Annotated in this window: 21 protein-coding genes and 2 pseudogenes; 7 read left to right on the forward strand and 16 right to left on the reverse strand. The window is 58.6% G+C overall.

The window, feature by feature from the left end; all coding sequences use genetic code 11:
* The coding region (locus ACUTJJ_RS18495) for an MFS transporter (protein WP_445543030.1) at positions 1-630 on the forward strand (630 nt) is incomplete at its 5' end.
* Positions 631-677: 47 nt separating this feature from the next.
* Here the strand turns inward: ACUTJJ_RS18495 and ACUTJJ_RS18500 are convergent.
* The 11 genes and pseudogenes from ACUTJJ_RS18500 to aztA form a co-directional block, all read right to left on the reverse strand.
* Positions 678-1,691: a LacI family DNA-binding transcriptional regulator gene (locus ACUTJJ_RS18500; RefSeq protein ID WP_445543040.1), complete on the reverse strand. Its 1,014-nt coding sequence runs from the start codon at positions 1,689-1,691 to the stop codon at positions 678-680.
* Between the two features lie 161 nt (positions 1,692-1,852).
* A complete protein-coding gene (locus ACUTJJ_RS18505) occupies positions 1,853-2,935 on the reverse strand; it encodes an ABC transporter ATP-binding protein (protein WP_445543031.1) in 1,083 nt (360 codons plus the stop codon).
* A gap of 4 nt (positions 2,936-2,939) precedes the next feature.
* A complete protein-coding gene (locus tag ACUTJJ_RS18510; RefSeq protein ID WP_035228147.1) occupies positions 2,940-3,770 on the reverse strand; it encodes a carbohydrate ABC transporter permease in 831 nt (276 codons plus the stop codon).
* 3 nt (positions 3,771-3,773) lie between these two features.
* Positions 3,774-4,718, reverse strand: coding sequence for a carbohydrate ABC transporter permease (locus ACUTJJ_RS18515; protein WP_063949931.1), 945 nt, complete (start codon positions 4,716-4,718; stop codon positions 3,774-3,776).
* 151 nt (positions 4,719-4,869) lie between these two features.
* Positions 4,870-6,129, reverse strand: coding sequence for an ABC transporter substrate-binding protein (locus ACUTJJ_RS18520; RefSeq protein WP_445543032.1), 1,260 nt, complete (start codon positions 6,127-6,129; stop codon positions 4,870-4,872).
* A 35-nt stretch (positions 6,130-6,164) separates the two neighbouring features.
* Positions 6,165-7,337 carry a PLP-dependent transferase gene (locus ACUTJJ_RS18525; protein ID WP_063949933.1) on the reverse strand — a complete coding sequence of 391 codons (1,173 nt, stop codon included), beginning with the start codon at positions 7,335-7,337 and terminating at the stop codon, positions 6,165-6,167.
* Complete coding sequence (locus ACUTJJ_RS18530) at positions 7,334-8,026, reverse strand: FadR/GntR family transcriptional regulator (protein WP_186376867.1); 693 nt, start codon at positions 8,024-8,026, stop codon at positions 7,334-7,336. Before ACUTJJ_RS18530 ends, ACUTJJ_RS18525 begins: the two co-directional genes overlap by 4 nt.
* A 289-nt stretch (positions 8,027-8,315) precedes the next feature.
* On the reverse strand, positions 8,316-8,789 hold the full coding sequence (locus ACUTJJ_RS18535) for a ribonuclease H family protein (protein ID WP_445543041.1): 474 nt from the start codon (positions 8,787-8,789) through the stop codon (positions 8,316-8,318).
* A gap of 169 nt (positions 8,790-8,958) precedes the next feature.
* A complete protein-coding gene (gene aztC / locus ACUTJJ_RS18540) occupies positions 8,959-9,972 on the reverse strand; it encodes a zinc ABC transporter substrate-binding protein AztC (RefSeq protein WP_445543033.1) in 1,014 nt (337 codons plus the stop codon).
* Between the two features lie 27 nt (positions 9,973-9,999).
* Complete coding sequence (gene aztB / locus ACUTJJ_RS18545; protein WP_445543034.1) at positions 10,000-10,866, reverse strand: zinc ABC transporter permease AztB; 867 nt, start codon at positions 10,864-10,866, stop codon at positions 10,000-10,002.
* Positions 10,859-11,700 (reverse strand): annotated as a pseudogene (gene aztA / locus ACUTJJ_RS18550) (zinc ABC transporter ATP-binding protein AztA). The gene aztB and the pseudogene aztA overlap by 8 nt, the downstream one beginning before the upstream one ends.
* 415 nt (positions 11,701-12,115) lie before the next feature.
* On the opposite strand from aztA, the gene ACUTJJ_RS18555 reads away from it, so the two are divergent.
* Positions 12,116-13,321: a GTP-binding protein gene (locus ACUTJJ_RS18555; protein WP_445543035.1), complete on the forward strand. Its 1,206-nt coding sequence runs from the start codon at positions 12,116-12,118 to the stop codon at positions 13,319-13,321.
* Positions 13,322-13,511: 190 nt separating this feature from the next.
* Here ACUTJJ_RS18555 and ACUTJJ_RS18560 read toward each other — a convergent pair whose 3' ends face one another.
* Positions 13,512-13,949, reverse strand: coding sequence for a YqaA family protein (locus ACUTJJ_RS18560; RefSeq protein WP_445543036.1), 438 nt, complete (start codon positions 13,947-13,949; stop codon positions 13,512-13,514).
* 571 nt (positions 13,950-14,520) lie between these two features.
* Between ACUTJJ_RS18560 and ugpB the strand changes: the two genes are divergently transcribed.
* The 4 genes from ugpB to ACUTJJ_RS18580 all read left to right on the forward strand — a co-directional run bounded on the left by ugpB (position 14,521) and on the right by ACUTJJ_RS18580 (position 18,699).
* The gene (gene ugpB / locus ACUTJJ_RS18565; protein ID WP_172801639.1) at positions 14,521-15,831 is read left to right on the forward strand and encodes a sn-glycerol-3-phosphate ABC transporter substrate-binding protein UgpB; all 1,311 of its coding nucleotides are present in this window, start codon (positions 14,521-14,523) and stop codon (positions 15,829-15,831) included.
* Between the two features lie 67 nt (positions 15,832-15,898).
* Positions 15,899-16,780, forward strand: a complete 882-nt coding sequence (gene ugpA, locus ACUTJJ_RS18570) for a sn-glycerol-3-phosphate ABC transporter permease UgpA (protein ID WP_063949941.1) — start codon at positions 15,899-15,901, stop codon at positions 16,778-16,780.
* A gap of 9 nt (positions 16,781-16,789) precedes the next feature.
* Complete coding sequence (ugpE, locus tag ACUTJJ_RS18575; protein ID WP_063949942.1) at positions 16,790-17,638, forward strand: sn-glycerol-3-phosphate ABC transporter permease UgpE; 849 nt, start codon at positions 16,790-16,792, stop codon at positions 17,636-17,638.
* The gene (locus ACUTJJ_RS18580; RefSeq protein WP_404495484.1) at positions 17,638-18,699 is read left to right on the forward strand and encodes a sn-glycerol-3-phosphate import ATP-binding protein UgpC; all 1,062 of its coding nucleotides are present in this window, start codon (positions 17,638-17,640) and stop codon (positions 18,697-18,699) included. Before ugpE ends, ACUTJJ_RS18580 begins: the two co-directional genes overlap by 1 nt.
* 71 nt (positions 18,700-18,770) lie before the next feature.
* Here ACUTJJ_RS18580 and ACUTJJ_RS18585 read toward each other — a convergent pair whose 3' ends face one another.
* The 4 genes from ACUTJJ_RS18585 to ACUTJJ_RS18600 form a co-directional block, all read right to left on the reverse strand.
* Complete coding sequence (locus ACUTJJ_RS18585) at positions 18,771-19,214, reverse strand: glyoxalase superfamily protein (protein ID WP_063949944.1); 444 nt, start codon at positions 19,212-19,214, stop codon at positions 18,771-18,773.
* Positions 19,215-19,422: 208 nt separating this feature from the next.
* The gene (locus tag ACUTJJ_RS18590) at positions 19,423-20,121 is read right to left on the reverse strand and encodes an OmpW/AlkL family protein (RefSeq protein WP_445543037.1); all 699 of its coding nucleotides are present in this window, start codon (positions 20,119-20,121) and stop codon (positions 19,423-19,425) included.
* 261 nt (positions 20,122-20,382) lie between these two features.
* Positions 20,383-21,678 carry an MFS transporter gene (locus tag ACUTJJ_RS18595; protein ID WP_445543038.1) on the reverse strand — a complete coding sequence of 432 codons (1,296 nt, stop codon included), beginning with the start codon at positions 21,676-21,678 and terminating at the stop codon, positions 20,383-20,385.
* An 84-nt stretch (positions 21,679-21,762) separates the two neighbouring features.
* Positions 21,763-22,164: a MarR family winged helix-turn-helix transcriptional regulator gene (locus tag ACUTJJ_RS18600; protein WP_445543039.1), complete on the reverse strand. Its 402-nt coding sequence runs from the start codon at positions 22,162-22,164 to the stop codon at positions 21,763-21,765.
* 547 nt (positions 22,165-22,711) lie between these two features.
* On the opposite strand from ACUTJJ_RS18600, the pseudogene ACUTJJ_RS18605 reads away from it, so the two are divergent.
* Positions 22,712-23,905: pseudogene (locus ACUTJJ_RS18605) on the forward strand (IS3 family transposase).
* The last annotated feature ends 474 nt before the right edge of the window (positions 23,906-24,379 follow it).

Raw genomic sequence — 24,379 nt, forward strand, 5'->3', positions numbered from 1 at the left:
GGCGTCTGGTACACCCGTCACCGCCGCGCGACGGTCGGCAGGCCCGCCGCCAGCCGCACCTTGCCGCTCGCACGCGGCACAGTCATGATGACTTTGCTGGTGCTGGTGGTGCTGACTGCGACGAAGAACGCCTATCTCGCCAGCCTGTCGAGCTACTTCACCTTCTATACCATCGACAAGTTCGGCCTGGGCGTACAGGATGCGCAGGTTCTGCTGTTCCTCTTCCTCGGCGCCTCGGCACTGGGCGTGTTCTTCGGCGGCCCGATCGGTGACCGCTTCGGCTCGCGAGTCGTCATCTGGTTCTCGATCCTCGGCGTCATTCCCTTCGCGCTGCTGCTGCCCTATGCGAACCTGTTCTGGACGGCCATTCTCGTCGTCGTGATCGGCTTCGTGTTTTCTTCCGCGTTTTCGGCCATCGTCGTCTTTGCGCAGGAACTGGTACCGGGCCGCGTAGGCCTGATCGCCGGCATGTTCTTCGGTTTCGCCTTCGGTTTCGGCGGCATCGGGGCTGCGGTTCTGGGTGTCTATGCGGATAAGGAAGGCATCGAGTTCGTCTACCGCATCTGCTCCTACATGCCGCTGCTTGGCCTCCTCACGGTATTCCTGCCGAAACTGCCGAGCCATCGATAGGGCTGGACAAAAGCGGCGGTCACTTCAAACCTGACCGCCGTCCCGCATCAAGCCGATTTTCGTAACATAAGATCGGCGTTGAGGAGAATTCGATCGCGGATGCGGGTCACCTGACCCTCCTCCTCATCCAGCTTCTGAAAGAGAAGCTCGATCGCCAGTCGGCCGATCTCGTTGTAATTCTGTGCCACCGTCGTGATCGGCGGGTTGGCGTAACGTGATAGCGGATGGTCGTCATGCCCTGCCACCCGAAGATCATAGCCAGCGCCATGACCAACCTTCAGGCCCCTCTGCGCGGCCGCGGCGATGACGCCAAAGGCGATCCGGTCGTTCGCACACAGGATAGTGCGGGAGGGCAACTGGCCCATGTTTTCAAAAAGCCGGCTCGCCTCATCGAATGCGAACCGCTCGAAATCCCATCGCGCCTGCTTGGCGACATCGAGGCATAGGGGTTCGCGACCAAGGCGCTGCATTGCCTCCTCGTAGGCTATGCGCCGGGTCACGGAGTTGGTGTTGACCTGCGGCATATCGAAATAGCTTGGCGGCTCACCCGAGCGACAGAGGTAATCAACGATCAGGTCAACGCTCTGCCGGTTATCCGTCCCGACGAAGGCCGACCTCTCGTCCAGCGGCGAATCGACATAAACGATGGGTATCGTGGCGGCGAGCTGTTCGAGCGTCGAGCAGTGCGATGTGACGCCGAGCGGCGCGATGATAGCGCCCGCCACATTCATGGACTTGAAAGTGCGGATGGCCCGGTCTTCGATTTCCGGTTTTCCGTCCGAAGACAGCACGAAGGCGAGAAAACCGGCCTCGTTGGCGATCGATTCGATACGGTTCGTCAGCGCCATGTAAAAAGGATCGGCATAGTTCGGAATGACGATACCGATAATATTGCTGCGACGGCGGTTGAGATTGACGGCAAAAATATTTGGCCGGAAGCCAGATTTCCTCAGCGCTTCCTCGATCGTCTCCCGTGTTTTCCTACGCACCGACGATGGGTCGTTGAAGTATTTTGACACCGTGGGGCGCGAGAGCCCGACGAACTCCGAAAACTCCTCCATCGTTCTGATAGACTTTGCCAAGATGCTGCCCCCATGAAAGACTCATGGTCAGATTACATCGCTCTTTCTTGTCACGAAAGGGCGGCTGCATAGGCTGCTCGAACCCTAAACATGATACGATGTAAACTATACTTTCCTATCAGAAAGGAAGCTGGATGCCTTCAGGGGCTATCGGCGCCAATCCTGACGCCATGTCTGTCAAAAACATGCAGCCGCGCCTGCGGGAACCCGACCCGGAGGGATTTGCCCGGCTGCAATAGCGCCCGATCCGACGAAAACAGCTTGAAGGGTAATCCATGCACGGTCAGATGCAGGATGACACCGAGACCGGTCGGCTCGACGAGATCGACGGTCGCCTCGATACCCCCGTCGGCTGGCGCAACAGTGACGTGTTCCGGGCGGATGCCGAGCGTGACCGGCTCGCCATCGGCGAGGTCCACTTCCCGGCCAAGCGCAAGGCGCGTGCCGTCACCCAGCACGACGAAACTGTCGCCACTCTCCTGCCCGAGCCGCCCTTCGAGAAAATTCATCCCGGGCGAGCCGATAAAGCCGGCAACGAACAGATTGGCAGGACGATCATAGAGATCGAGCGGCGCGCCGATCTGCTGCACATGGCCGGCATTCATGGCGACGATGCGTGAGGCGAGCGTCATCGCCTCGATCTGGTCATGGGTGACGTAAACCGAGGTCGCGCCAAGGTCGGCATGCATGCGCTTGATTTCGGCACGCATCTGTTCACGCAGCCGGGCATCGAGGTTGGAGAGCGGCTCATCGAACAGGAAAGCCTTCGGCTGGCGCACGATGGCGCGGCCCATGGCGACGCGCTGACGCTGGCCACCAGAGAGCGCCTTCGGGCGGCGTGCGAGATAGGGATCGAGTCCTAGCTTGGCAGAAGCGCTCGAAACCGCCGCGGCGATGGTTTCCTTGGGGCTGCGGCGCAGGCGCAGGCTGTAGCTCATATTGTCGGCAACGCTCATATGCGGATAGAGCGCATAGGACTGGAACACCATGGCGATATCCCGGTCCTTCGGCCGGCGATCATTGACACGTTCACCGTCGATGGAGAGGTCGCCGGACGTTATCTCTTCCAATCCCGCGATCATGCGCAGCAGCGTCGATTTTCCGCAGCCTGAGGGGCCGACAAGGACGATGAACTCGCCATCCCTGATATCAAGATCGACGCCATGCAGCACGGCGAGATCGCCATAGGTTTTGCCGACATTCTTCAGCTCGATGGAAGCCATGGGATTATCCTTTCACCGCACCGGCCGTCAGGCCCTGCACGAGATAACGTTGAATGAGCAGGAAGAAGAGGCAGGCCGGAATGAGCGCTAGGACGCCCGCCGCCATCATCTGCCCGAAATCGACGGAGAATTTCGAGACGAAGGTCAGAAGGCCAACCGGGAAAGTGGCGCTCTGATTGCCGGAAATCAGCATTAGCGCAAACAGAAGCTCGCTCCACGCGGCGGTAAAGACGAAGCCGAGCGTCGCGGCAATGCCTGGCAGCGTCAGCGGCAGGATAATCTGGCGGAAGGCCGTAAACCGGCTTGCCCCGTCAATCATCGCCGCCTCTTCCAGATCTTTCGGAATGCCGTCGAAGAACGACTGCATCAGGAAGGTGGCGAAGGGAACGTTAAAGGCGGTATAAACGATGACGAGGCCCGTTAGGCTATTGGTGAGGCCGAGCGGCGACAGCATCTTGAAGATCGGCGCGACCAGCATGACCAGCGGAAACATCTGGGTGATCAGCATGAGCGCCACGATCCAATATTTGCCCTTGAAACGGAAGCGTGACAGAGCGTAACCCGAGAGCGAGGAGAGTATCGTGACGGCAATCGCCGTGGAGCCCGCGACGATGACGCTGTTCTTAAAAAACGTCGGGAAAGCACTGTTTTCTATGACGAAACGATAATGATCCCATGTCGCGCGCGATGGCCACATTCGCACCCCTTCGCTGTAAAGCAGATCATTCGGCGTGACGGAAACCTTCAGCAGCCAGAACAGCGGGAACAGTGCGAAGGCGATATAGGCGAGGATCGCGAGACGATGGGCAAGGGTGAGAAAAATCCTTGATGTCATCGGTCAGTCCTTCTCAATCAGGCGCTGGCGCAGCAGGACGATCAGCATGGAATAGGCGAGCAACAACGCCAGAAGCACCAGCGCAATCGCCGAGGCGTAACCGAAGTCCAGCCGCTTGAAGGCCTGCGTGAAGATGTAGCTCGCAACAATCTGCGTGCGGTCGGCTGGGCCGCCATTGGTCATGACGATGATGAGATCGGCGAAATTGGCGATCCAGACGGTGCGCAGCAGGATGGTGATGGCGATGGTGGGCGCCAGAAACGGCAGGGTGATGGAGGTGAACCGCTGCAGCGGGTTCGCCCCGTCAATTTCTGCAGCCTCGTAAAGATCGCGCGGGATCGCCTGAAGGGCGGCAAGAAGGGTTATGGCGAAGAAGGGAATGCCCCACCAGACATTAGCGATAATCGGCCCCCACATCGCAAGCTGCGGATCGGCAAGGATATTGTTGGGGGCGGATAAAAGCCCAAGCGAGACCATCCAGTGCGGCAGCGGGCCAATGACCGGATTGAACAGCCATGCCCAGTTGAGGCCAGCGAGAAATGTCGGAACGGCCCATGGCAGAAATACCAAAGCCTGCGCCAGCCCCCTGCCCGCAAAGGGCTTATCGAGCAGCAGCGCCAGAATGAGGCCAAAGAAGAATTGCAGGAAAACCGAAGCGCCGGTCCACCACAGCGTGTTTTTCAGCGCCCGGTAAAAGGCCGCATCCTGCGACAACGTCTCCAGATGTTTCAGGCCAACGAAACCGCCCGAGAACGGATTGAGCAGTTGCACATCACGAAAAGCATAGGAAAGGCCGAGCACCAGCGGCACCAGCATGACGGCGACGATCAGCACAAGCACGGGCGCACTGTAGAGCCAGGGTTCGGCCCAATCGGCAAACCGCCGCATTGCGGGCTTGCCAGCCGGTTTGCGCGCAGCCACCGGCCCGGCGCCATGGGCATAGGACATTGTATCGCTCCCTGATCGGACGACGAAACGGACGGGTTTCCCAGCCTCTCGGCTTGCCGATCCGAAAAATTGCAAGAAAAAGGCCTATCGCAGCGAAGGCCGGCAAGATCCGCCGCACGGGCATTTGCGCCCGTGCGGCTGGTACATGTCGTTATTTCGAGGCGAGGAATTTCTGCTGCGCCTTGGTCATGTAATCAGCCCATTGTTTGGCCAGATCCTCGGGCGTGATGTCGCCGAGCAGCGCTTCCTGCGAGGTCTTGATCACAAGCGAGTCCTTGAAGAAGGCGAATTCCTCAAGATAGGTCGGCATTTTCGTCGGCACGGCATTCTTGTCGGCCAGTTCGTCGAACCAGCCCTTGAACTGCTCGCTGGCATAGAAGGGGTCCTTCTCCGCCGACTTGTGCACCGGCAGCGCACCGGTCTTCTTGTTCCACTCGATATTGCCTTCTGGCCCTTCGAGCGTCTCGATCAGCTTCCAGGAGAGGTCTTTGTTTTCAGACTTCGCCATCATCGACCAGCCAGCAAAACCAATCGTCGGGAAGGTCTTGCCGTCAGGCCCCTTCGGCATGGTCATGACGCCGAAATCTTCCGGCTTCATACGCTGGGCAATGGCGATCAGCGCATCCGGGTCCTGATCGAGGAAGGCGCAGGTGCCGGAATAGAAGCCGGCAACGATTTCGTTGAAGCCCCAGTTGACACTGTCCTTCGGCGCCAACCCGTTCTTATAGAGATCGATCACATAGGTCAGGCCCTTCACCCAGCCGGGGCTGTCGAAGGTCGAGGTGCCGTCCTTGGTGAAGAACTCGTTCGAACCGGCCATGGAAGCGCCGAACATCACCCAGCCGTTGAGGCCGCCGGGGCCGCCGCGCAGGCAGTAGCCATACTTGCCCGGAAGCGCTGCGACCTTCTTGGAAGCATCCGCGAATTCATCAAGCGTCTTCGGCGGCTCCTTCACGCCGGCCTGTTCCAGCAGCTTCTTGTTGTAAAACATGGCGCGCAGGTAAAAGCCGTAGGGCAGCATATAGGCCGTGTTCTTCACGTCGCGGCCGAGTTCAAGCGTGCGCTCGCTGAGCCCCGCCGTATGCTCCCACTTGGCAAGATAGGGCTCAAGACTTTCGAGCATGCCATTATTGGCATAGAGCGACAGCCATGTATCGGGCATCTCCATCACATCCGGAATATCACCTGCGGAAACCATGGTGGCGAATTTCTGGAAGGCCTCGCTCCAGGGAAGCGAGATGATTTCCACCTTGGTGCCGGGATTGGCGGTCTCGAATTTCGAGACGATGCCCTTCAGCGTTTCGGTTCGTTCCGGGCTGGTGATGACTTCCACCAGCTTCAAGGTCGTGTCCGCCAGCGCCGTTCCGGTCATCAGGGCGGTAAAAATTGCTGCTGCTACCAGTTTTTTCATGTCGTTCTCCCCTTTTTGTGGTCAGTTAAATCAAGTCAAGCGGTGGTGGCCGCCTTGATCGCGGGTTCGAGATCGTTCCAGAGAGCCTCCGTGCCCTCCAGCCCGACATGCAGGCGCACCGACCGTGCGCTGATGCCGAAAGTGTGGGCGGAGTTTGGCTGCGCCTTCTGTTCGAGCACCACTTCCCCCGGAACGATCAGGCTTTCATGCCCGCCCCAGGAAACACCCAGTTTAAAAAGCTTGAGGCGGTCGGCAAAAGCGCGCACATCCACCCCCTCCTTGAAGATGAAGGAGAACAGGCCGGAGGTGCCGTTGAGGCCGGGCGGCAGGCGGTTCGCCAGCCCTGGATGGCAGACGGTTTCCACCACATCGAGCGCGTGAAGGCGCGTCGCTATATCCATAGCGGAGGCCTGATGCGCCTTCATGCGCAACGGCAGGGTACGCAAGCCACGGATGAGCAGCCACGCATCGAATGGCGACATCTTGCCGCCGAGATAGGGATAGGCTTCCGCCCGGATGCGGTCGATCATGGCCTTCGAGCCGGCAACCACGCCGGAGACCACATCGCTATGGCCGCCAAGATATTTCGAAGCGGAATGCAGGACGAGATCGACGCCAAGCGAGATCGGCTGCTGGAAGACCGGGCTCGCCCAGGAATTATCGATGACGGTGACCGCACCATGCCTTTTACCGATGGCGGCGAGGGCACCGACATCATGCGCTTCCATCACCCAGCTTGTCGGGCTTTCCATGTAGAAGAGTTTCGCGCCCGGCATCGCCTTTTCAACCGCCGCCTCGTCGCGACCGTCGACATAGACGACCTCGATATTCATGCGCTTCATGAAGGTGCCGAACAGCCGGAAAGCATCGGGATAAACGTGGCGTACCGCGACAATCCGGTCACCGGGCGACACGAAGGAAAGCACGGTGGATGAGATCGCCGACATGCCGCTGGCAAAACCAAGTGCGTCTTCAGCACCCTCGAGTTTCGCCAGCATCTCTTCGAACAGTCGAACGGTGGGGTTCAGTCCGCGCGTATAGACCGGCCGCACCTTCTCGCCGCGATAGGTGGAGACCATTTCGTCGTAGCTGGAAAAAGTGAACAGCGACGTCTGCACGATGGGCGGCACCACGGCCTCGAAGGCGTGGGCTTCGTCATGGGCGACGATCAGGGAGGCGGGATCGAAGAGATCGTTGCCATGGTTCATTTCGACATGTCCTTGATATCTTCCTCGACGACAGCGAGGATTTTCAGTGTTTCTTCCCGCGCCGTTTCTGCGTCTCCGGCGGCGATCGCGTTGAACAGGGTGCGATGAAAGGGAAAGGAGCGACTGGCGAAATCCGGCCGGTCAAAGGGTTTCGACCAGAAGCGTTCAAAACCCTCGCGCATCTGCTCCAACAGCTGCTTGAACAACGTATTGTGGGTGGCGTCGTAAATAGAGAGGTGAAAGGCGAGGTCCGCCTTGCCAGAGGTTCCCTCGGCCAGATGCACCCGCTCCATCTCATCGAGCCGCGCTTCCATGGTGGCGATGTCCTCGGGCGTGCGACGGCGCGCAGCGGCCATGGAGGCTTCGACCTCGATGCCGCGGCGCACCTCCAGCGTCATCAGCAACGCATCGCGCAGGCTTTCGGCGTCGATGGAAATCGGCATATGCACGGTGGCGGCGGAAATCGGCTTCAAGAGGTAATTGCCGCTGCCCTTGCGGCTGTCGATGACGCCGAGTGCCTGAAACTTGCGGATGACTTCGCGGATTGTGGACCGCCCCACACCCAACGCCGCCATAAGCTCCCGCTCGGCTGGCAGCCGGTCTCCCGCCTTCAGCCCTGCCCGCTCCACATAGTCGGAAAGCGCGGCCTCCACCTGGCGCACGCGGTCGCTCGGCGGAATCGGCTGCATGAGTTCCCGGCTGGACCTGTCCAAGACGCATCCCCTAAATTGGTCTGACATCTTACCATTCCAAAAGGTAAAAGGAATGTCAACGGGCAAATCATGTTGCACACACCTCTCAGCGAAATTACTTAAGTATCTGAAGTAAATATATATTACCAATTAAGCTACCCGGCTTGGTGGGTGGCCGGTCCGGCAAAAAATCAGCCCGCACCGTCCCTCGACATTGAAAACGTCCAAGGATCAAGCTTTACTGGAAGAGATAATTGCGGCGCATCAAGGCGACGGATAGCCCCGATTACGGCGTCGTCACGCGCGCCGTCTGACGCGCCAATGCGTCGGCATGCTCATTGCCGACAGAGCCCGAATGCCCCTTGCACCATTCCACGGCCACGTGGGGATGCCGCTCCAGCAGCGTGTCTAGTTGCTGCCAGATTTCCCTGTCAGGGATCGGTCTTCGGCGTGTGTGCTGGTTGGGCGTGATGCGCTTCCAGCCATTGTTGCGCCAGATCGCCCGATATCGATTGCAGCCCTCAATGACATGAACGGCATCCGTCCAGAGCGTGACCGCACGCGTTGGCGCCTCGGCGGCGATCCACGACATGGCGTTCACGACGGCGAGGACCTCGAAAGTATTATTGGATGTGCCGGATGCTTTGCCCGAGGCCGAATGGATTTGGTTGCCTGCTTGATGAACGACGAAAGCCCACCCTCCGGAACGGGAGGCATCGTTGAAGGAGCCATCGGTGAAGATATAAAGCGCATCAGCCATGAAGAGGGTGTGTAGCACCGAATTGGAGATCGCCAAAGGAACAGGCCATTGGCACAGAATTATTTCGTTCCGATGCCGTGTTGCGTTCCTCGGAAAAACCGAAGCGGCGTCATTAGAAGCAGGAAGGGCGGCCTATGCCACCCTCCCAAAACCCTGCGGAAGGCCTGTTTTACTGGCTGAGAACCGCCGCAGTGATCGTCTGCATATTGTGGTTGATCATGTCGATATAGGTCGAAGCCGGGCCGTCGGCGGTCGAAAGCGCGTCAGAGTAGAGCGTGCCGCCAACCTTCAAGCCGGTTTCGCTGGCAATCTGGTCGATCAGCCGCTTGTCGGTAATGTTCTCGACGAAGATGGCCGAGGCCTTGTCGTGTTTTACCTGATCCACCAGCTTGGCGACATCGGCGGCCGAGGCTTCCGATTCCGTCGATACGCCTTCAGGGGCAAGGAAGTTCAGGCCATAGGCGTGCTCGAAGTAGCCAAAGGCATCATGCGAGGTGATGATGACACGTTTCTCCGGCGGGATGGCTGCAATCTCGGTCTTCACCTTCTCGTTCAGCGCAGCAAGCTTGGCAATATAGGCATCCGAGTTGGCGGTGTAGGTTGCGCAACCGGCCTTGTCGACTTCGCAAAATGCGCCGGCGATGTTCTTCACATAGATTTCCGCGTTCTTGATCGACTGCCAGGCATGGGAATCGTACTCGCCGTGATGGTGCCCCTCGTGGCTGTGATCATGAGCCTCGGCTGACTCGTGTTTGTGACCGGCTTCTTCAGCCTTGTGGTCGTGGCCTTCTTCTTCAGCTTCCGGATGCGCATGACCGGCCGGTTCATCGGAAAGCTTGAGCGGCTCCACCCCCCTGGTCAATTCCACTACCGGAGCCTTGGTGCCGCTCGTGTCGATAAGGCGCTTCAGAAAGCCCTCGAATTCGAGGCCATTGACCAGCACCACATCCGCCTTGCTGACGGCGACGGCATCGGCCGGGCGCGGCTCATAAACGTGAGCATCGCCATCTGGCCCCACCAGCGTTGTAATCTCAACGCGGTCGCCGCCGACGTTCTTGGCAAAATCGGCGATGATCGAGAAACTGGCCACGACCTTGAGTTCGGCGGCGGACGCCTGCGCCATCAGAACCGGGGAGAGGGAAAGAAGGCTGGCGCAGGTTGCCAGACGGAAGGTTTTGAACATGAGGGTTCTCCTTTTTCGAAGCTGTTTTCAGGCCGTCGTGTGGCGGCCGGAACCGAGAAGATCGCTGAGCACGCCGCGCGTGCCGACGAGGATGGAGAGCGCATAGATGACGCCCGCGGACAGGATGATCGCCGGGCCGGATGGCAGCGATGCGTGATAGGACAAGAGCAGGCCCGCAAAGCAGGAAACCATGCCGATGCCGATCGAGATGAAGCACATGGGCGCCACGCGATTGGACCAGAAGCGGCTGGCGGCGGCGGGTAGCATCATCAGCCCCACCGAGAGCAAAGTTCCCAGCGCCTGAAAGCCGCCGACCAGATTGAGCACGACGATGGCAAGGAAGAGGAAATGCACCGGGCTGCCCCAGTTGCTGACCGAGCGCAGGAACAGGGGGTCGAGGCATTCCGCCATCAGCGCCCGCCAGAAGGTAATCATAACCACAAGCGTCACGATGCAGATGCCGTTGATGAGGCCGAGCGCCTCGTTGTTCAGCGCCAGCACCGTGCCGAACAGCACATGCATAAGATCGACGCTGGAGCCACGCCACGAGACGAGCAGAACGCCGAGCGCCAGTGAAATCAGATAAAAGGCGGCAAGCGAGGCGTCTTCCTTCTGGACGGTGAAACGCGATACCGCACCGGCACCCAGCGCCACCACAAGGCCAACCACCAACCCGCCAATCGTCATCGGCAGGATTTCCAGCCCGTAAAACAGAAAACCGACGGCAGCTCCCGGCAGGATGGCATGCGACATGGCATCGCCCGTGAGACTCATGCGCCGTAGCATCAGGAACACCCCGACCGGCCCGCAGCTGACGGCAAGGATCAAGGCGCCGGCAAGCGCCCGCTGCATGAAGACATATTGAACGAAGGGTTCGATGAAGAAATCAGCCATGGGCATTCGAATTTGCGTGGGAGTGGAGGTGAGAATGGGATGACGCCGTCCGTGGGCCTGCATCGATCGCATCGGTCGCTGATGCGTCGATCATTGGCGCATCGCCAGGCGCGCACCACGCTGCATTTTCCTCCCATGCTTCGTGGAAATGCCGCGCCTGGCGCATTTTTTCCGGCTCAGGACATCGGCTGTCGGACCAAGGCCCACGAGACGCCGCGCGAGGAACAGGGTCTGGGGAAAATGCTGCCGCACCAGCTGATGGTCATGCAGGACGGCAAGCACCGTGCGCCCTTCCGCAACCCATGCCTTGATCAGCACGAGAAGATCGGTGACGGTGCGCTCATCGACGGCATTGAAGGGCTCATCCAGCAGGATCAACTGCGCATCCTGCAACATGGCGCGGGCGAACAGGGCACGCTGCATCTGGCCACCGGAGAGCGAATCTATATTGCGCCTTTCAAAGCCGGAAAGCCCGACCGCCTCCATCGCTCGGCCCATCGCCGCCTTGTCTTCAGAACGGTGGCGGCCAAGCAGGCCGCGCTTGGGCCAGAGACCCAGCGCAACGAGATCGCGCACCTGAGCCGGGAACGACCGGTCGAGTTCCGATTGCTGCGGCAGATAGGCAACGGACATGCCGGAGCTGATCCGGCACTCACCGCCCAGCGGCTTCAATATGCCGGCAATGCCCTTCATCAGCGTCGATTTTCCAGAGCCGTTGGCGCCGACCACCGCAGTGAGCGAGCCTTTGGCAATATCCCCATTCAGATGATGCACCGCCGCGCGGCCGGCATATCCAAGCGTCAGGTTTTTGAAGGCAAGGCACGGATCAGCCATTGATCCCTCCGGGGCAGGATGACATTCGATGGCCCTTGATATGTAATGTTATTACATTCGTCAAACGAATATGTAATGAAATAACATTATCTATTGGAAAATGGCTTGCCCGTCGTCACCCTCGGTTTTGACCCGATGGACCACGGCCATGCTGGGCTGCGGCTTCTAAAGTCAGGCCCAAGGATGGCTTCGAGCGTGGAGACCGTCTCGATCCAGGAACGCGCTTAGACATCCGCTCGCGCAGCTTTGGTACTCAGGCCGCTTTCAATTTTCCTGTTGCCTGTTGACATGTTCTACGCATGTTATGTTATTACATTACTGCGTATGGAAAAGAACTGCGATCCGCGTCGTTACCTTTCCTCCTCGACGCCAACACCGTGGCCCACGCGCGCTCTGTTCACACCGAGAGGTCTCTATGTCGAAAAAACTTCCCGTCACCGTACTGTCCGGCTTTTTAGGCGCCGGCAAGACAACGCTTCTGAACCACATCCTCGCCAATCGCGATGGTCTGAGGGTGGCGTTGATCGTCAACGACATGAGCGAGATCAATATCGATGCGGCACTGGTTCGGGATGGCGGCGCCAATCTTTCGCGCACCGAAGAACAGCTGGTGGAAATGACCAATGGCTGCATCTGTTGCACGCTACGCGACGACCTCCTGACGGAGGTGCGGGCGCTGGCCGAACAGGGCCGCTTCGATTACCTCCTGATCGAATCGACCGGCATCGCCGAGCCGCTTCCCGTGGCCGCCACCTTCGATTTCCGCGACGAGAACGGCCGCAGCCTGTCTGATATCGCGCGTCTCGACACCATGGTAACGGTGGTCGATGCCGCCAATCTTCTCAAAAATTACGGTTCGTCGGATTTTCTGGCCGCCCGGGGTGAAACGGCGGGTGATGGCGATAACCGCACCATCGTCGACCTTCTGGTGGAGCAGATAGAGTTCGCTGACGTCGTCGTGCTCAACAAGATCGGTACTGCAACGGCGGAAGAGCGCGACGCAGCCCGCAAGATCATCGTCGGGCTGAACCCTGATGCGAAACTCATCGAGACAGATTTCGGCAAGGTGGCCCTGGAAGAGGTTATGGGCACCGGCCGTTTCGATTTTGCACGGGCGGAAGAACACCCTCTCTGGTTCAAGGAATTGCACGGTTTTAAGGATCACATCCCCGAAACCGAGGAATATGGCATCCGCTCTTTCGTTTACCGCGCCAAAAGGCCCTTCGACCCCGTGCTGTTTCAGCGCTTCATCGATCGCCCCTGGCCGGGGGTCGTGCGCGCCAAGGGGTTCTTCTGGCTGGCGACGCGGCCGCGTTATGTCGGCGAGATCAGCCAGGCGGGCGCCCTGGTCCGTACCGGGAAGATGGGTCTTTGGTGGTCCGCCGTTCCAAAAGAGCAATGGCCCCGCGAAAAGCAGTTTCTGGATATGATGAAGCCTTATCTCGACGCCGTCTTTGGCGACCGGCGGCAGGAAATCGTCTTCATCGGTTCCGATCCAATGAATGAAGCCCGTATCCGCTCCCTGCTCGATGCCTGCCTGATCGATACGGATGCATTCACGCCGGATGCATGGCGGCACCTGCCCGATCCATTCGCGAGCTGGGACAGGCAGGCGGCTTGATTGTCTCCGCCGCCCGCATTTCACGCGAGCGGTTACGTCTTTCGCCTTCTCCCCGCCGGGAGAAGGTCGCGGCAGCGGTATGAGGGGGCGAGGGTAGCGATATGCGGAAAGCTTACCCCCCTCACCTGACCTTCTGGCCATCTTCTCCCCGGCGGCGAGAAGAAACAAGACGAACCGTTCTTGCGAAACACTATGGAAAATTCAGCGTCAGCAGCGCCAGAACGAGATATCGCCCCACCTTGGCGATGGTGACCAGCAGCAGAAACACCGGCAGCGGCTCCTTCATGATGCCAGCCGCAACCGTTAGAGGGTCCCCGATGATCGGCGCCCAGCTGAGCAGCAGGGACCATTTGCCATAACGCCGGTACCAGTTCTGCGCCCGTTGCAGCGCCGCCTCCCGGACCGGAAACCAGCGCTCATGCCGGAAACGTTCAATGCCACGCCCAAGCAGCCAGTTGGCGAAAGAACCGGCGACATTGCCAACGCTGGCCACCGCCACCAGCAGCCAGACAGGCTGGGATTTCAGAAGGATGAGACCGGCAAGCGCCGCCTCCGACTGCATGGGCAGGATGGTCGCAGCGATGAACGCCGTCAGAAACAAGCCCGCATATACCGCCAGATCGGCCATTCCCTGCCCTTCATCACCGTCGAATCCCGCCGCCGCTTCTGAAGTGGCGGATGAGGATGGCGGTGGTCAAGCGCCTCGGCTGCGTAGAGGCTGATTCTCAGGCAAAATTCGCGGCATCGGCGCACACGATATCGTCATGATCCACGGCGAGCAGCGCCTTGTGGATGGATATCTGCCTGACATCGCCAAAGTCGGACAGAACGACAATCGTCGTTTCCAGCGGCGGGCAATCAGGCAGCTAAACAAGGCCACAGCTTCGACTCGTCATGTGATGACATGTCACCTTCATCTGCGAAGCGCCATGAGTGCTGGCATCGCCTAATGTGATGACGCGGCAGTGCGTCTTGGCAAAACGCCACACGTGCGTACGAAAAAACCACGGACCGAGAAAAATGGAATAATTAATCCGTTCCCTTCACTTTCGTTTTAATCGTTCCACGTTCTCTTGCATTTTCGTTAGAGTTCGCTTTTAATCGACAGTGCTAATACAGGAGAGGTCGCCCGCAGCCGTGTCGTGGAGGACAAGCTGCAATAAGGGGCTGTATCTTTTACTGTTTTCATAATGGGAGGAATCGCCTTGAAAAAACTCAGCTACCGTCTTGCCGCGGCATCTGCACTTTCGTTTTTTGTCACATCGAATGCCTATGCCGTGACGGAGATCCAGTGGTGGCACGCCATGACCGGCGCCAATAACGAGGTCGTGGATACGCTGGCGAAAGAATTCAACGAAAGCCAGAAAGACTACAAGATCACGCCCGTGTTCAAGGGCACCTATCCGGAAACACTTAACGCAGGCATTGCGGCATTCCGCGCCAAACAGCCGCCGGCGATCATTCAGGTCTTCGACGCCGGTTCGGGTGTGATGATGGGTGCAGCCGGCGCCATCAAGCCGGTGGCAGAGGTGTTGAAGGAAGGCGGTTATACCTTCAACAAGGACGAATATCTGGCCGGCATCGTCGCCTATTATTCCAAGCCCGATGGCACCATGCTGTCCTTCCCCTATAATTCGTCCTCGCCGATCCTCTATTACAACAAGGACGTCTTCCAGAAGGCCGGCCTTGACGCCGCCAACCCGCCAAAGACCTGGCCTGAAGTCTTCGAAGCCGCCAAGAAGATCAAGACCAGCGGTGCCGCCCAGTGCGGTTTCACCTCGACCTGGCTCACCTGGATCCAGACCGAAAACTTTGCCGCATGGAACAACGTTTCCTATGGCAGCAATGAAAACGGGCTGGGAGGCACGGATGTGAAGCTTGCGGTCAACGCGCCGCTCTTCGTCGAGCATTTCCAGGCGATTGCCGATCTCGCGAAGGACGGCACCTTCCGTTATGGCGGTCGCACGTCCGAAGCCAAGCAGCTGTTCATGTCCGGCGAATGCGGCATCCTGACCGAATCGTCCGGCGGTCTGGGCGACATCATCAAGACCGGTATGAATTACGGCATCGGCCAGCTGCCCTATTATGAGGGCCATGGGCCGCAGAACACCATTCCGGGCGGCGCCAGCCTCTGGGTGTTCGGGGGCAAGAGCGACGCGGAATACAAGGGGGTGGCGGAATTCTTCCACTTCCTCTCGCAGACAAAGATCCAGTCTCGCCTGCATCAGGTCTCGGGCTATATGCCGGTGACGATCGCAGCCTATGAGGAAACCAAGAAATCCGGCTTCTACGACAAGAATCCGGGCCGCGAGACGCCGCTGCTCCAGATGATGGGCAAGCCCCCGACAGAAAACTCCAAGGGCGTGCGCCTGGTTAACCTGCCACAGGTGCGCGACATCATGAACGAAGAGTTCGAGGCGATGCTGGCCGGCAAGCAGGACGCCAAGACGGCGCTCGACAAGATCGTCCAGCGTGGCGATGCCGCCATCAAGCAGGCGGCCGGCAAGTAACTGATCCCCTGCTCCGCCCGCGCCTCGACAGGTGCGGGCGGTATTTTCATGTCACCAGGAGATCGCCGTGCAAAGCGTCGTATTCCCAAACAAGATCCTGCCTTATCTGCTGGTCGCACCGCAGATCATTTTGACGGTGATCTTTTTCTTCTGGCCCGCAAGCCAGGCTCTTTATCAGTCGACAATGCGCGAAGACGCCTTCGGCCTCAGCAGCAATTTTGTTGGGCTGGCAAACTTCTCCGCCGTCCTGTCGGATGAGAGCTACCTCAACTCGCTCAAGGTCACGGTCATCTTCAGCATCCTCACGGCGCTGGTTTCCATGGGGCTGGCGCTGCTTCTGGCGACGGCGGCGGACCGCGTGGTTCGCGGCAAGGGTCTTTACCGCACCATGATGATCATGCCCTATGCCGTCGCCCCGGCGGTGGCGGGCATGCTGTGGCTGTTCATGTTCAATCCGGCCATGGGAACCTTCTCCTACATCCTGCGCCGCAACGGCATCATGTGGGATCCGCTGCTGAATGGCGATCAGGCCATGCTGCTGGTCGTCGCGGCCGCCGCCTGGAAGCAGATCAGTTACAATTTCCTGTTTTTTGTCGCCGGCTTGCAGGCAATTCCGAAATCATTGCTTGAGGCGGCGTCCATTGACGGAGCCCGCGGAGCGCGACGCTTCTGGACCATCGTTTTCCCACTGCTGGCACCGACCACTTTCTTCCTCCTGGTCGTCAACACGGTTTACGCCTTCTTCGACACCTTCGGCATCATCCATGCGGTGACCGGCGGCGGTCCTGCCAAGGCGACGGAAACGCTGGTTTACAAGGTCTACAATGACGGCTTCGTGAACCTCAACCTCGGCTCTTCCGCCGCGCAATCGGTCATCCTGATGGTGATCGTCATCGCGCTCACCGCCTTCCAGTTCCGCTTCGTCGAGAAGCGCGTGCATTACGGCTGAGGATTTATCATGATTGAAAATCGCCCGGTCGCCCGCGTGATCGCCCATCTGATGCTGGTTCTCGGCATCATTATCGTGGCCTTCCCGATCTATTACACCTTCATCGCTTCGTCGATGACGTCGAACGACATCATCCGTCCGCCCATGTCGCTGCTGCCCGGCGGCCATCTTACCGAAAACTATACAGACGCCATGGTGGGCGGCGTAGAGCGCGTCGTCGGCGTCAGTCTTGAGAGGCTTCTGTTCAACAGCTTCGTGGTGGCACTCGCCATCGCCATCGGCAAGATCGTCATCTCGTTCCTGTCGGCCTTCGCGATCGTCTTCTTTCGCTTTCCATTCCGCATGGGCTTTTTCTGGATGATTTTCATCACGCTCATGCTGCCGGTGGAGGTGCGTATCCTGCCCACCTACAAGGTCATCGTCGACTTGGGGCTGATCGACACCTATGCCGGACTGACGCTGCCGCTGATGGCGTCGGCAACGGCGACCTTCCTGTTCCGGCAGTTCTTCCTCACCATTCCCGGTGAGATGGTAGAGGCTGCGCGTATCGACAATGCCGGACCGTTCCGCTTCATGCGTGATATTCTTTTGCCTCTGTCGAAGACGAATATCGCGGCTCTTTTCGTGATCCTTTTCATCTATGGCTGGACGCAATATCTCTGGCCGCTGCTCGTCACCAACGACGCCAAAATGAACACGATCATCATCGGCCTTAAGCGCATGGTGGATTTCACCGACGCTTCGACGCCCTGGAATTATGTGATGGTGACGGCGATCCTCGCCATCATCCCCCCTGTTATCGTTGTGGTGCTGATGCAGCGCTGGTTCGTCAAAGGTTTGGTGGAGACCGAGAAGTAATGGCAAAAATTGCGCTGAAAGACGTCCGCAAGGTTTATGGCGGCAATGTCGAGGCCATCAAGGGCGTGTCCATGGACATCGCCGACGGCGAAATGATCGTGCTGGTCGGCCCTTCCGGTTGCGGAAAATCCACCCTGCTGCGCATGATCGCCGGTCTGGAGGGCATTTCCGGCGGCCAGATCATCATCGGTGACCGGGTCGTCAACGATCTCGAACCCTCAGACCGCGACATCGCCATGGTGTTCCAGAACTACGCGCTCTACCCGCATATGACGGTGCGGCAGAACCTCGCCTATGGCCTGAAGAACCGTAATACGCCCAAGGAAGAAATCGAGCGGCGCATTACGGAGGCGGCGAAGGCGCTTGAGATCGAGCAGTTCCTGGAACGCAAGCCTCGTCAGCTTTCCGGTGGGCAGCGCCAGCGTGTGGCCATGGGCCGCGCCATCGTGCGCAAGCCGGCGGCCTTCCTGTTCGACGAGCCGCTCTCCAACCTCGATGCCAAGCTGCGCGTGCAGATGCGGGTGGAAATCCGCCGCCTGCAACGCTCGCTCGCCACGACCAGCGTTTATGTGACCCACGACCAGATGGAAGCGATGACGCTCGCCGACCGGCTGGTGGTATTGAATGCCGGCCGCATCGAGCAGATCGGCACGCCGATCGAGCTTTATGAAAAACCCGCCACTACCTTTGTCGCCACCTTCATTGGCTCGCCGTCCATGAACCTGTTGAACCACGGAACAGCGACGGCCAACGCTTCCTCCGGCTGGGCGGTACAAGGAACCACAGCACTGCCGCAAGGCGTCGCCACACTCGGTATCCGCCCGGAAGATATTACGCTTGCCACCGAGGCTCCTTCTGACTCCGCCTTCACCGGCACCGTTCAGGTGGATGCCGTGGAACTTGTCGGTGCGGAAAGCTATGTCCATGGCTCGTTCGCTGACGGCACGACAATCGTCTTCCGCGTTCCCGGTCGCTCACAACTGCGCATCGGCGAAACGTTGAGGATCGCTGCACAGGCCAGGAATTTCCATCTGTTCGATACGGCGGGCAAACGGCTTTAGCCTCGTCGCAGGCACGGAACACCCGCCAATCGGCGGGTGCCTTCACGACCACTGGAATTTCCAGCGACTCGCTACCAAACCAACTCGACCTGCGGACGGCCATTGGACGTTTTCTCCACTGTCCGTCCGGCGGTATCGACATTACAGTGGATACGCTGGCGGAAAGCGGAAAAGCTTTCGAATGTCACTACATCCACGGGATCGTCGAGATGAAGCGTCAGCCGAAAACGTTCGGGCTCCCCGCCGAGCGCCTGTACGCCCAGAACGGAGGCCACAAATGGCTGGCCAAGGTAAAAGCCTTCCACTCTTGAACCCAGAAGATAAGGATTGAAGGCGGGGCGATTGCCGGCCGCAGCGTGCAGGGTATTCCAGTCGCGGAAGCCATATTGCGCCGCTATAAGCTCCAGCGCTTTCGAGTGGGTGATTCCCTGCCCCTCATCTTCAAGGGCGACGCGCAGGCGTTTTGCCTGTTCCTTTAGACCCTCAAGTGCGGGAAGCGGTTTGGACACAATCATAACGGTTCTCCAACATGTGCATGCCGAATGTTCCGAGGGGTGTCCGCGTTGCCATCGACGACATGCAAAACATGGGATGACCGTTATTAAAGAAAGAGGTTCACCAGGGGCGCAAGCGCCTGCGGACGGCCGGGGCTCTTTGCCCGTGGCCGTCCCTATAGCTTAGAAAGCGCCGCCCGTCAAAGGTGGCGATGCGCTGATGGCTCGATCAGAAACGGTAGGTGATGCCTGCACCGATCAGCCAGGGATCGAGCTTGGCCTTCCCGCTGATGGGCGTGCCACCGAGTTCCGCCGTCCAGTCGGTCTTCAGGAAGATTTTCTTCACGTCGAAGTTCACGCCCCAATGCTCGTCCAGCATATAGTCGAAACCGACCTGTACGGCGGCTCCAAGCTTGTTCTTCACGTCGAGATTGCTGAAGCCGGGCTTTTCCGATTGGTTGTAGAACAGCGAATAGTTCACGCCAGCGCCGATGTAGGGCTTAAACGCACCGAAATCGGTGAAATGATATTGCAGCGTCAGCGTCGGCGGCAGCAGCCAGGCCTTGCCGACAGGTGTGCCAGCCAGCACGCCTTCGCCATCGATCCTGGCATAGGTGGTGCCGAGGATAAGTTCGGCGGCGACGTTTTCGGTGAAGAAATAGCTGATGTCGAGTTCCGGGATCACGGTATCCGAATAGGACAGGCCCGCCCCGGGAACGCCATCGACGCTGCCGCTGTCATTGGTGATGACGCCGAGGCCACGCACGCGCAACATCCAAGGGCTTGACGCCGCAATCGCTTCTTCTGCCGTTGGCGCGGGCGCCGCCTCGGTCATATCAGCGGCCATCGCATTGGCCGACGCGAGCATCGCCGCAACGCCAATCGCAACGCTGGCGAGCAAGGCACTATTTCTGTTTTTATTCGTCATTCCATCTCTCCTATGGCGCACCGCAGCGGGGAGTTCCCCGCAACCGGTCGATCACGGCGGGCCAATGCGAATCCCCGCCTGCCGCAACCGCTTGGAAGCCACTATGTCGACGGGAGAGACAGGCCGATTGAGATGGATCAAACCATGGCGGAGAAGATGGATCGGAGCGATCGACCGGCAGGATTTGTGACAATTTCGCAACAGCACCATACAAGCTGGAAACAGGGTGGAGGCCGGCACTTGCAGGCCCCCACCCTCTTATCAAGCCGCTTGCGTGGTTAGCGCTGCGGAACCCGGCTTACGCAGAAGCAAAACGGAGACGGCGGCGATCATGCACATCAGACCGGCAATCTGCAGCGCGGGCATATAGGTATCGAAGTCACTCTTGAAGAAACCGGCGCCAAAAGCCGCGGTGGCTGCCCCCAACTGGTGGCCGGCGAACACCCAGCCGAACACAAGCCCAGCTTTTTCGCGACCGAAGTTTTCCGCGGCGAGCTTCACCGTCGGCGGCACAGTCGCCACCCAGTCCAGCCCGTAGAAAACGGCAAAGACAGAAAGCTCAACAAAGCTGAAGCCTGAGAATGAGAGATAAAGCAGCGAAAGACCCCGCAAGCTGTAAAACCAGAACAGCAGAAAGCGATTGTCGAACCGGTCGGAAAGCCACCCGGCGAAAATCGTACCGAAGAAATCGAAAACCCCGATCACCGCCAGCGTACCCGCCGCTGTCACCGCAGCCATGCCGAAATCGCCGCAAATCGAAATCCAGTGTGTCTGGATCAGGCCATTGGTCGAAAGGCCGCAAACAAAGAAGGTGCCAAAAAGCACCCAGAAGACGAGGTTGCCCGACACGCTTTTCAGCGTCACCAGCGGCGATGCCAGCGTGGCGAGGAGATTGTGGTCCTGCTTGACCGGCTTTGCCACGACTGTCTCGCCATAGGCAGGCAGCCCGACATCGGCGGGGTGGTCACGCATTAAAAACAGGACGAGGACCATGGCCGCGGCAATCACCGCAACAGATAGCGTCAACGCGGTTCGCCAGCCATAGGCTTCCGTCAGCGCCGCAAGCACCGGCAGGAAAAGCAGCTGGCCGGTGGCATTGCTCGCCGTCATCAGGCCGATCACCAGTCCACGACGCTTGGAAAACCAGCGTGTCGCCACGGTGGCGCCCAATACCAGTGCGGTCATGCCGGTGCCGACGCCGATCACCACGCCCCAGAGCAGCAGCAATTGCCACACCTCAGTCATGAAGAATGACGCGACGATGCCGCCCATGATCAAGGCCAGGGCAGTGGACACCACCTGCCGGATGCCGAAATGATTCATGAAAGCGGCGGCAAAGGGCCCAAGCAGACCGAACAGCACAAGCCTGACGGCCATGGCCGAAGAAATATCGGCAATATCCCAGCCGAATTCCTGGTGCAGCGGCTGGATCATCACCCCCGCCGATCCCATCGCGCCGGCGGTCGCAAGCATGGTGAGGAAGGTGGTGGCTGCAACGAGCCAGCCGTAATGCAGGTTTCTGGCGGCCATCCAGCTGGCGAGGCGTGCGGATATCATGTTCAAATTTCCCTTAAAGCGCGATTGCCTGACTTCTCTACTTATCCAATTTACGGGTATATGCCCGCGTTAAAATCAAAAAAATTACAGCGCTTCCAGCAACTGCTGCAATTGCGCTGTTTTGTCGGGCCCCAACCGGGCCTCGATATCATCCTGCACCCGATCCCAAAGCGGAGCCCCCGCCTCTAAAATCGCATGACCCTCCTCGGTAACGGAGAGCATCGCTTCCCGCTGATCCTCGCCGTGGCCTATAGCGACCAGACCCATCCGCGCCAACACTTTTGCATTGCGGCCAACGGTGGAGCGATCCAGCTCCACCCGGGCGGCCAGATCCGTGAGCGAGACCGGCGCCGTTCGATTGATATTCCGCAGCAGGCTAAACTGAGCGATATTCACACCAAGCGGTGCCAGCGCCTCGTCATAATAGGACGAGACCTTGCGGGATGCTTTGCGCAACAGGATACAGTGGCAGTGACTGTTTGACATGACACCGGGTATATACCCGCAGATTGTCGGACGCAAGACCTCCCCGGCGATTGTTGTACGGAGTCGCCCAATCTGACCGGGAGTCACAAAAATGTCCTCAGTACTTTTTGATCACTCCAGGTGTAAATCAAATATTGTCTTTCGCCGGCATATTGAATGTGCCAACACGAAGTACCTTAGTTTTATCTTTCTAGCAAAAAATTCTCAACTGAAATTCTAAAATCAATATTCTACTTCATACAAGAATAAACGCAACGAATTATGCTAAGTTTTACTTGGTTCCTTACTTTTATATTCTATTTTGCAGTTTTCACCAATGCCACCTCATGATGAAAGAATATCCGACGGCCACCGCCGAAACAATTGCCGTCAAAATGAGCGTTCAGACTGCTGCGTGTCAAGCCGTCATCACCCGCGGGCTAGATTTGCGGTGGAACCTGCATCACGGGCGCAAATCTATGGCGCAAGAGTCTGCGCACTAAATAGCCCCCGAAGGGCAGGACATGCTCCCCCAATTAGTTAAGTGTGTAGGAGTAGTGTCGGCATTATGACTAGCATCGAGCATAAGATTGAGGCCCTCTCCGGGCCTGAACGACGGTGGCGCTGGAGCACGGCGGAGAGATTGGCCATCATTCAAAAACCTACGAGGCTGACGCGACGGTGAGCATCGTGGCCCGTCGCCATGGCATTCAGCCGAACCAGTTGTTCGCCTGGCGCAGGCTGACGTCTCAAGGCGCGTTGACGGCGACGACCGCCGAAGAGGAGGTTGTTTCGGCATCCGAATATCGGGCGCTTCAGGCCCAGGTGAAGGAGTTGCAGCGTCTGCTAGGCAAGAAGACGATGGAGAGCGAAATCCTCATGGAAGCCCTCGAAATCGCCGGGGCCCAAGAAAAACGGATGTTGCGCTCGATCTCTCTTCCGAGGGGAATTTTGGAATGAAGGCCGTCTGCTAAACTCTAGGTGTCGCCCGGTCGAATATCGCTGCGCGTGCCACAGCCTCCTTTCCAGAGCCAAAGGACGCCCACACTCCCGGATTGGAAACTGGTGGAGGATATCAAGGCCATTATCGCCGACATGCCCACCTACGGCTATCGGTGTGTCCATGCCATCCTGCGCCGCAACGCCCGGAAGGACGGGCGCTCGTGGCCCAATGCCAAGCGCGTTTACCGAGTCATGAAGCTGCACAATCTGCTGTTGGTGCGCCACACCGAAGCGGTCGATGATCGGCTCCATGACGGTCAGGTCGCTGCCGAACGTTCGAACATTAGATGGCGCTCCGACGGCTTCGAGATCGGCTGCGACAACAATGAGAAGGTCCGGGTCGCCTTCGCCCTCGATTGCTACGACCGTGAGGCAACCGCCCATGTCGCCACCACCGAAGGCGTCAAGAGCCAGGACATGCAGGACCTCGTGATCACCGCCGTGGAGAACCGTTTCGGCCGCATCAACATGCTGTCTGAGCCCATCGAATGGGTCACCCAGGGACACCGCGTCCTTGCTCCGCGACATCGGCATGGAACCGTGCACGACACCGGTGCGCAGTCCCCAATCGAACGGCATGGCCGAGGCCTTCTTGAAAACATTCAAGCCCGATTATGTCGCGGTGAACCCCACCCCGGATGCCGAAACCGTTATGGCGCAACTGCCGTTCCGGTTCGAGCATTACAACAATCTTCGCCCGAACAGTGCTTTAGGATATCAATCCGCGCGCGAGTTCATCAGCTCGCAATCTAAAGCCTGAGCATGTCCGGTCTTTTGGGGGCAACTCCAGCAAGAGTCAGCGCACGATTGCGCATTCTTTATCGAAAAGATCGATAGGACGTCCAAGTGCTTGGTTGTAAACGCTTTGATGACTATCCAATCGTCTTGTCTATCTTGACAAGGAAGGACTCTGTGGAGGACATCACATCCTAACTCATTGTGATTTCCGGTATGACGGCAATCCAGCTCTTCAGCATTGGGCAGGTCCTTTCAGGGACTTCTCCGACATGTAGTTCCTTCCAGGGATTATCGACGTAGCTATTGATCGCCCCCCAGTAACTCAGTTAGTCGAAATGCCAGAACCCAAGAAAACTATTCAAAGTACTATAAAAGTGGTACAAAAGGCACACCCCTTGGTTGTAGCTTGCATTCAATTTGTGAAAAGTGAGTCCGTCTCGAGCTCTTCAAGTCGAGCTAGTTTGGAGCGAAAGTGATGCCAGAATTTGTACCAGAC

It is taken from the genome of Agrobacterium sp. DKPNP3, from assembly GCF_052686535.1.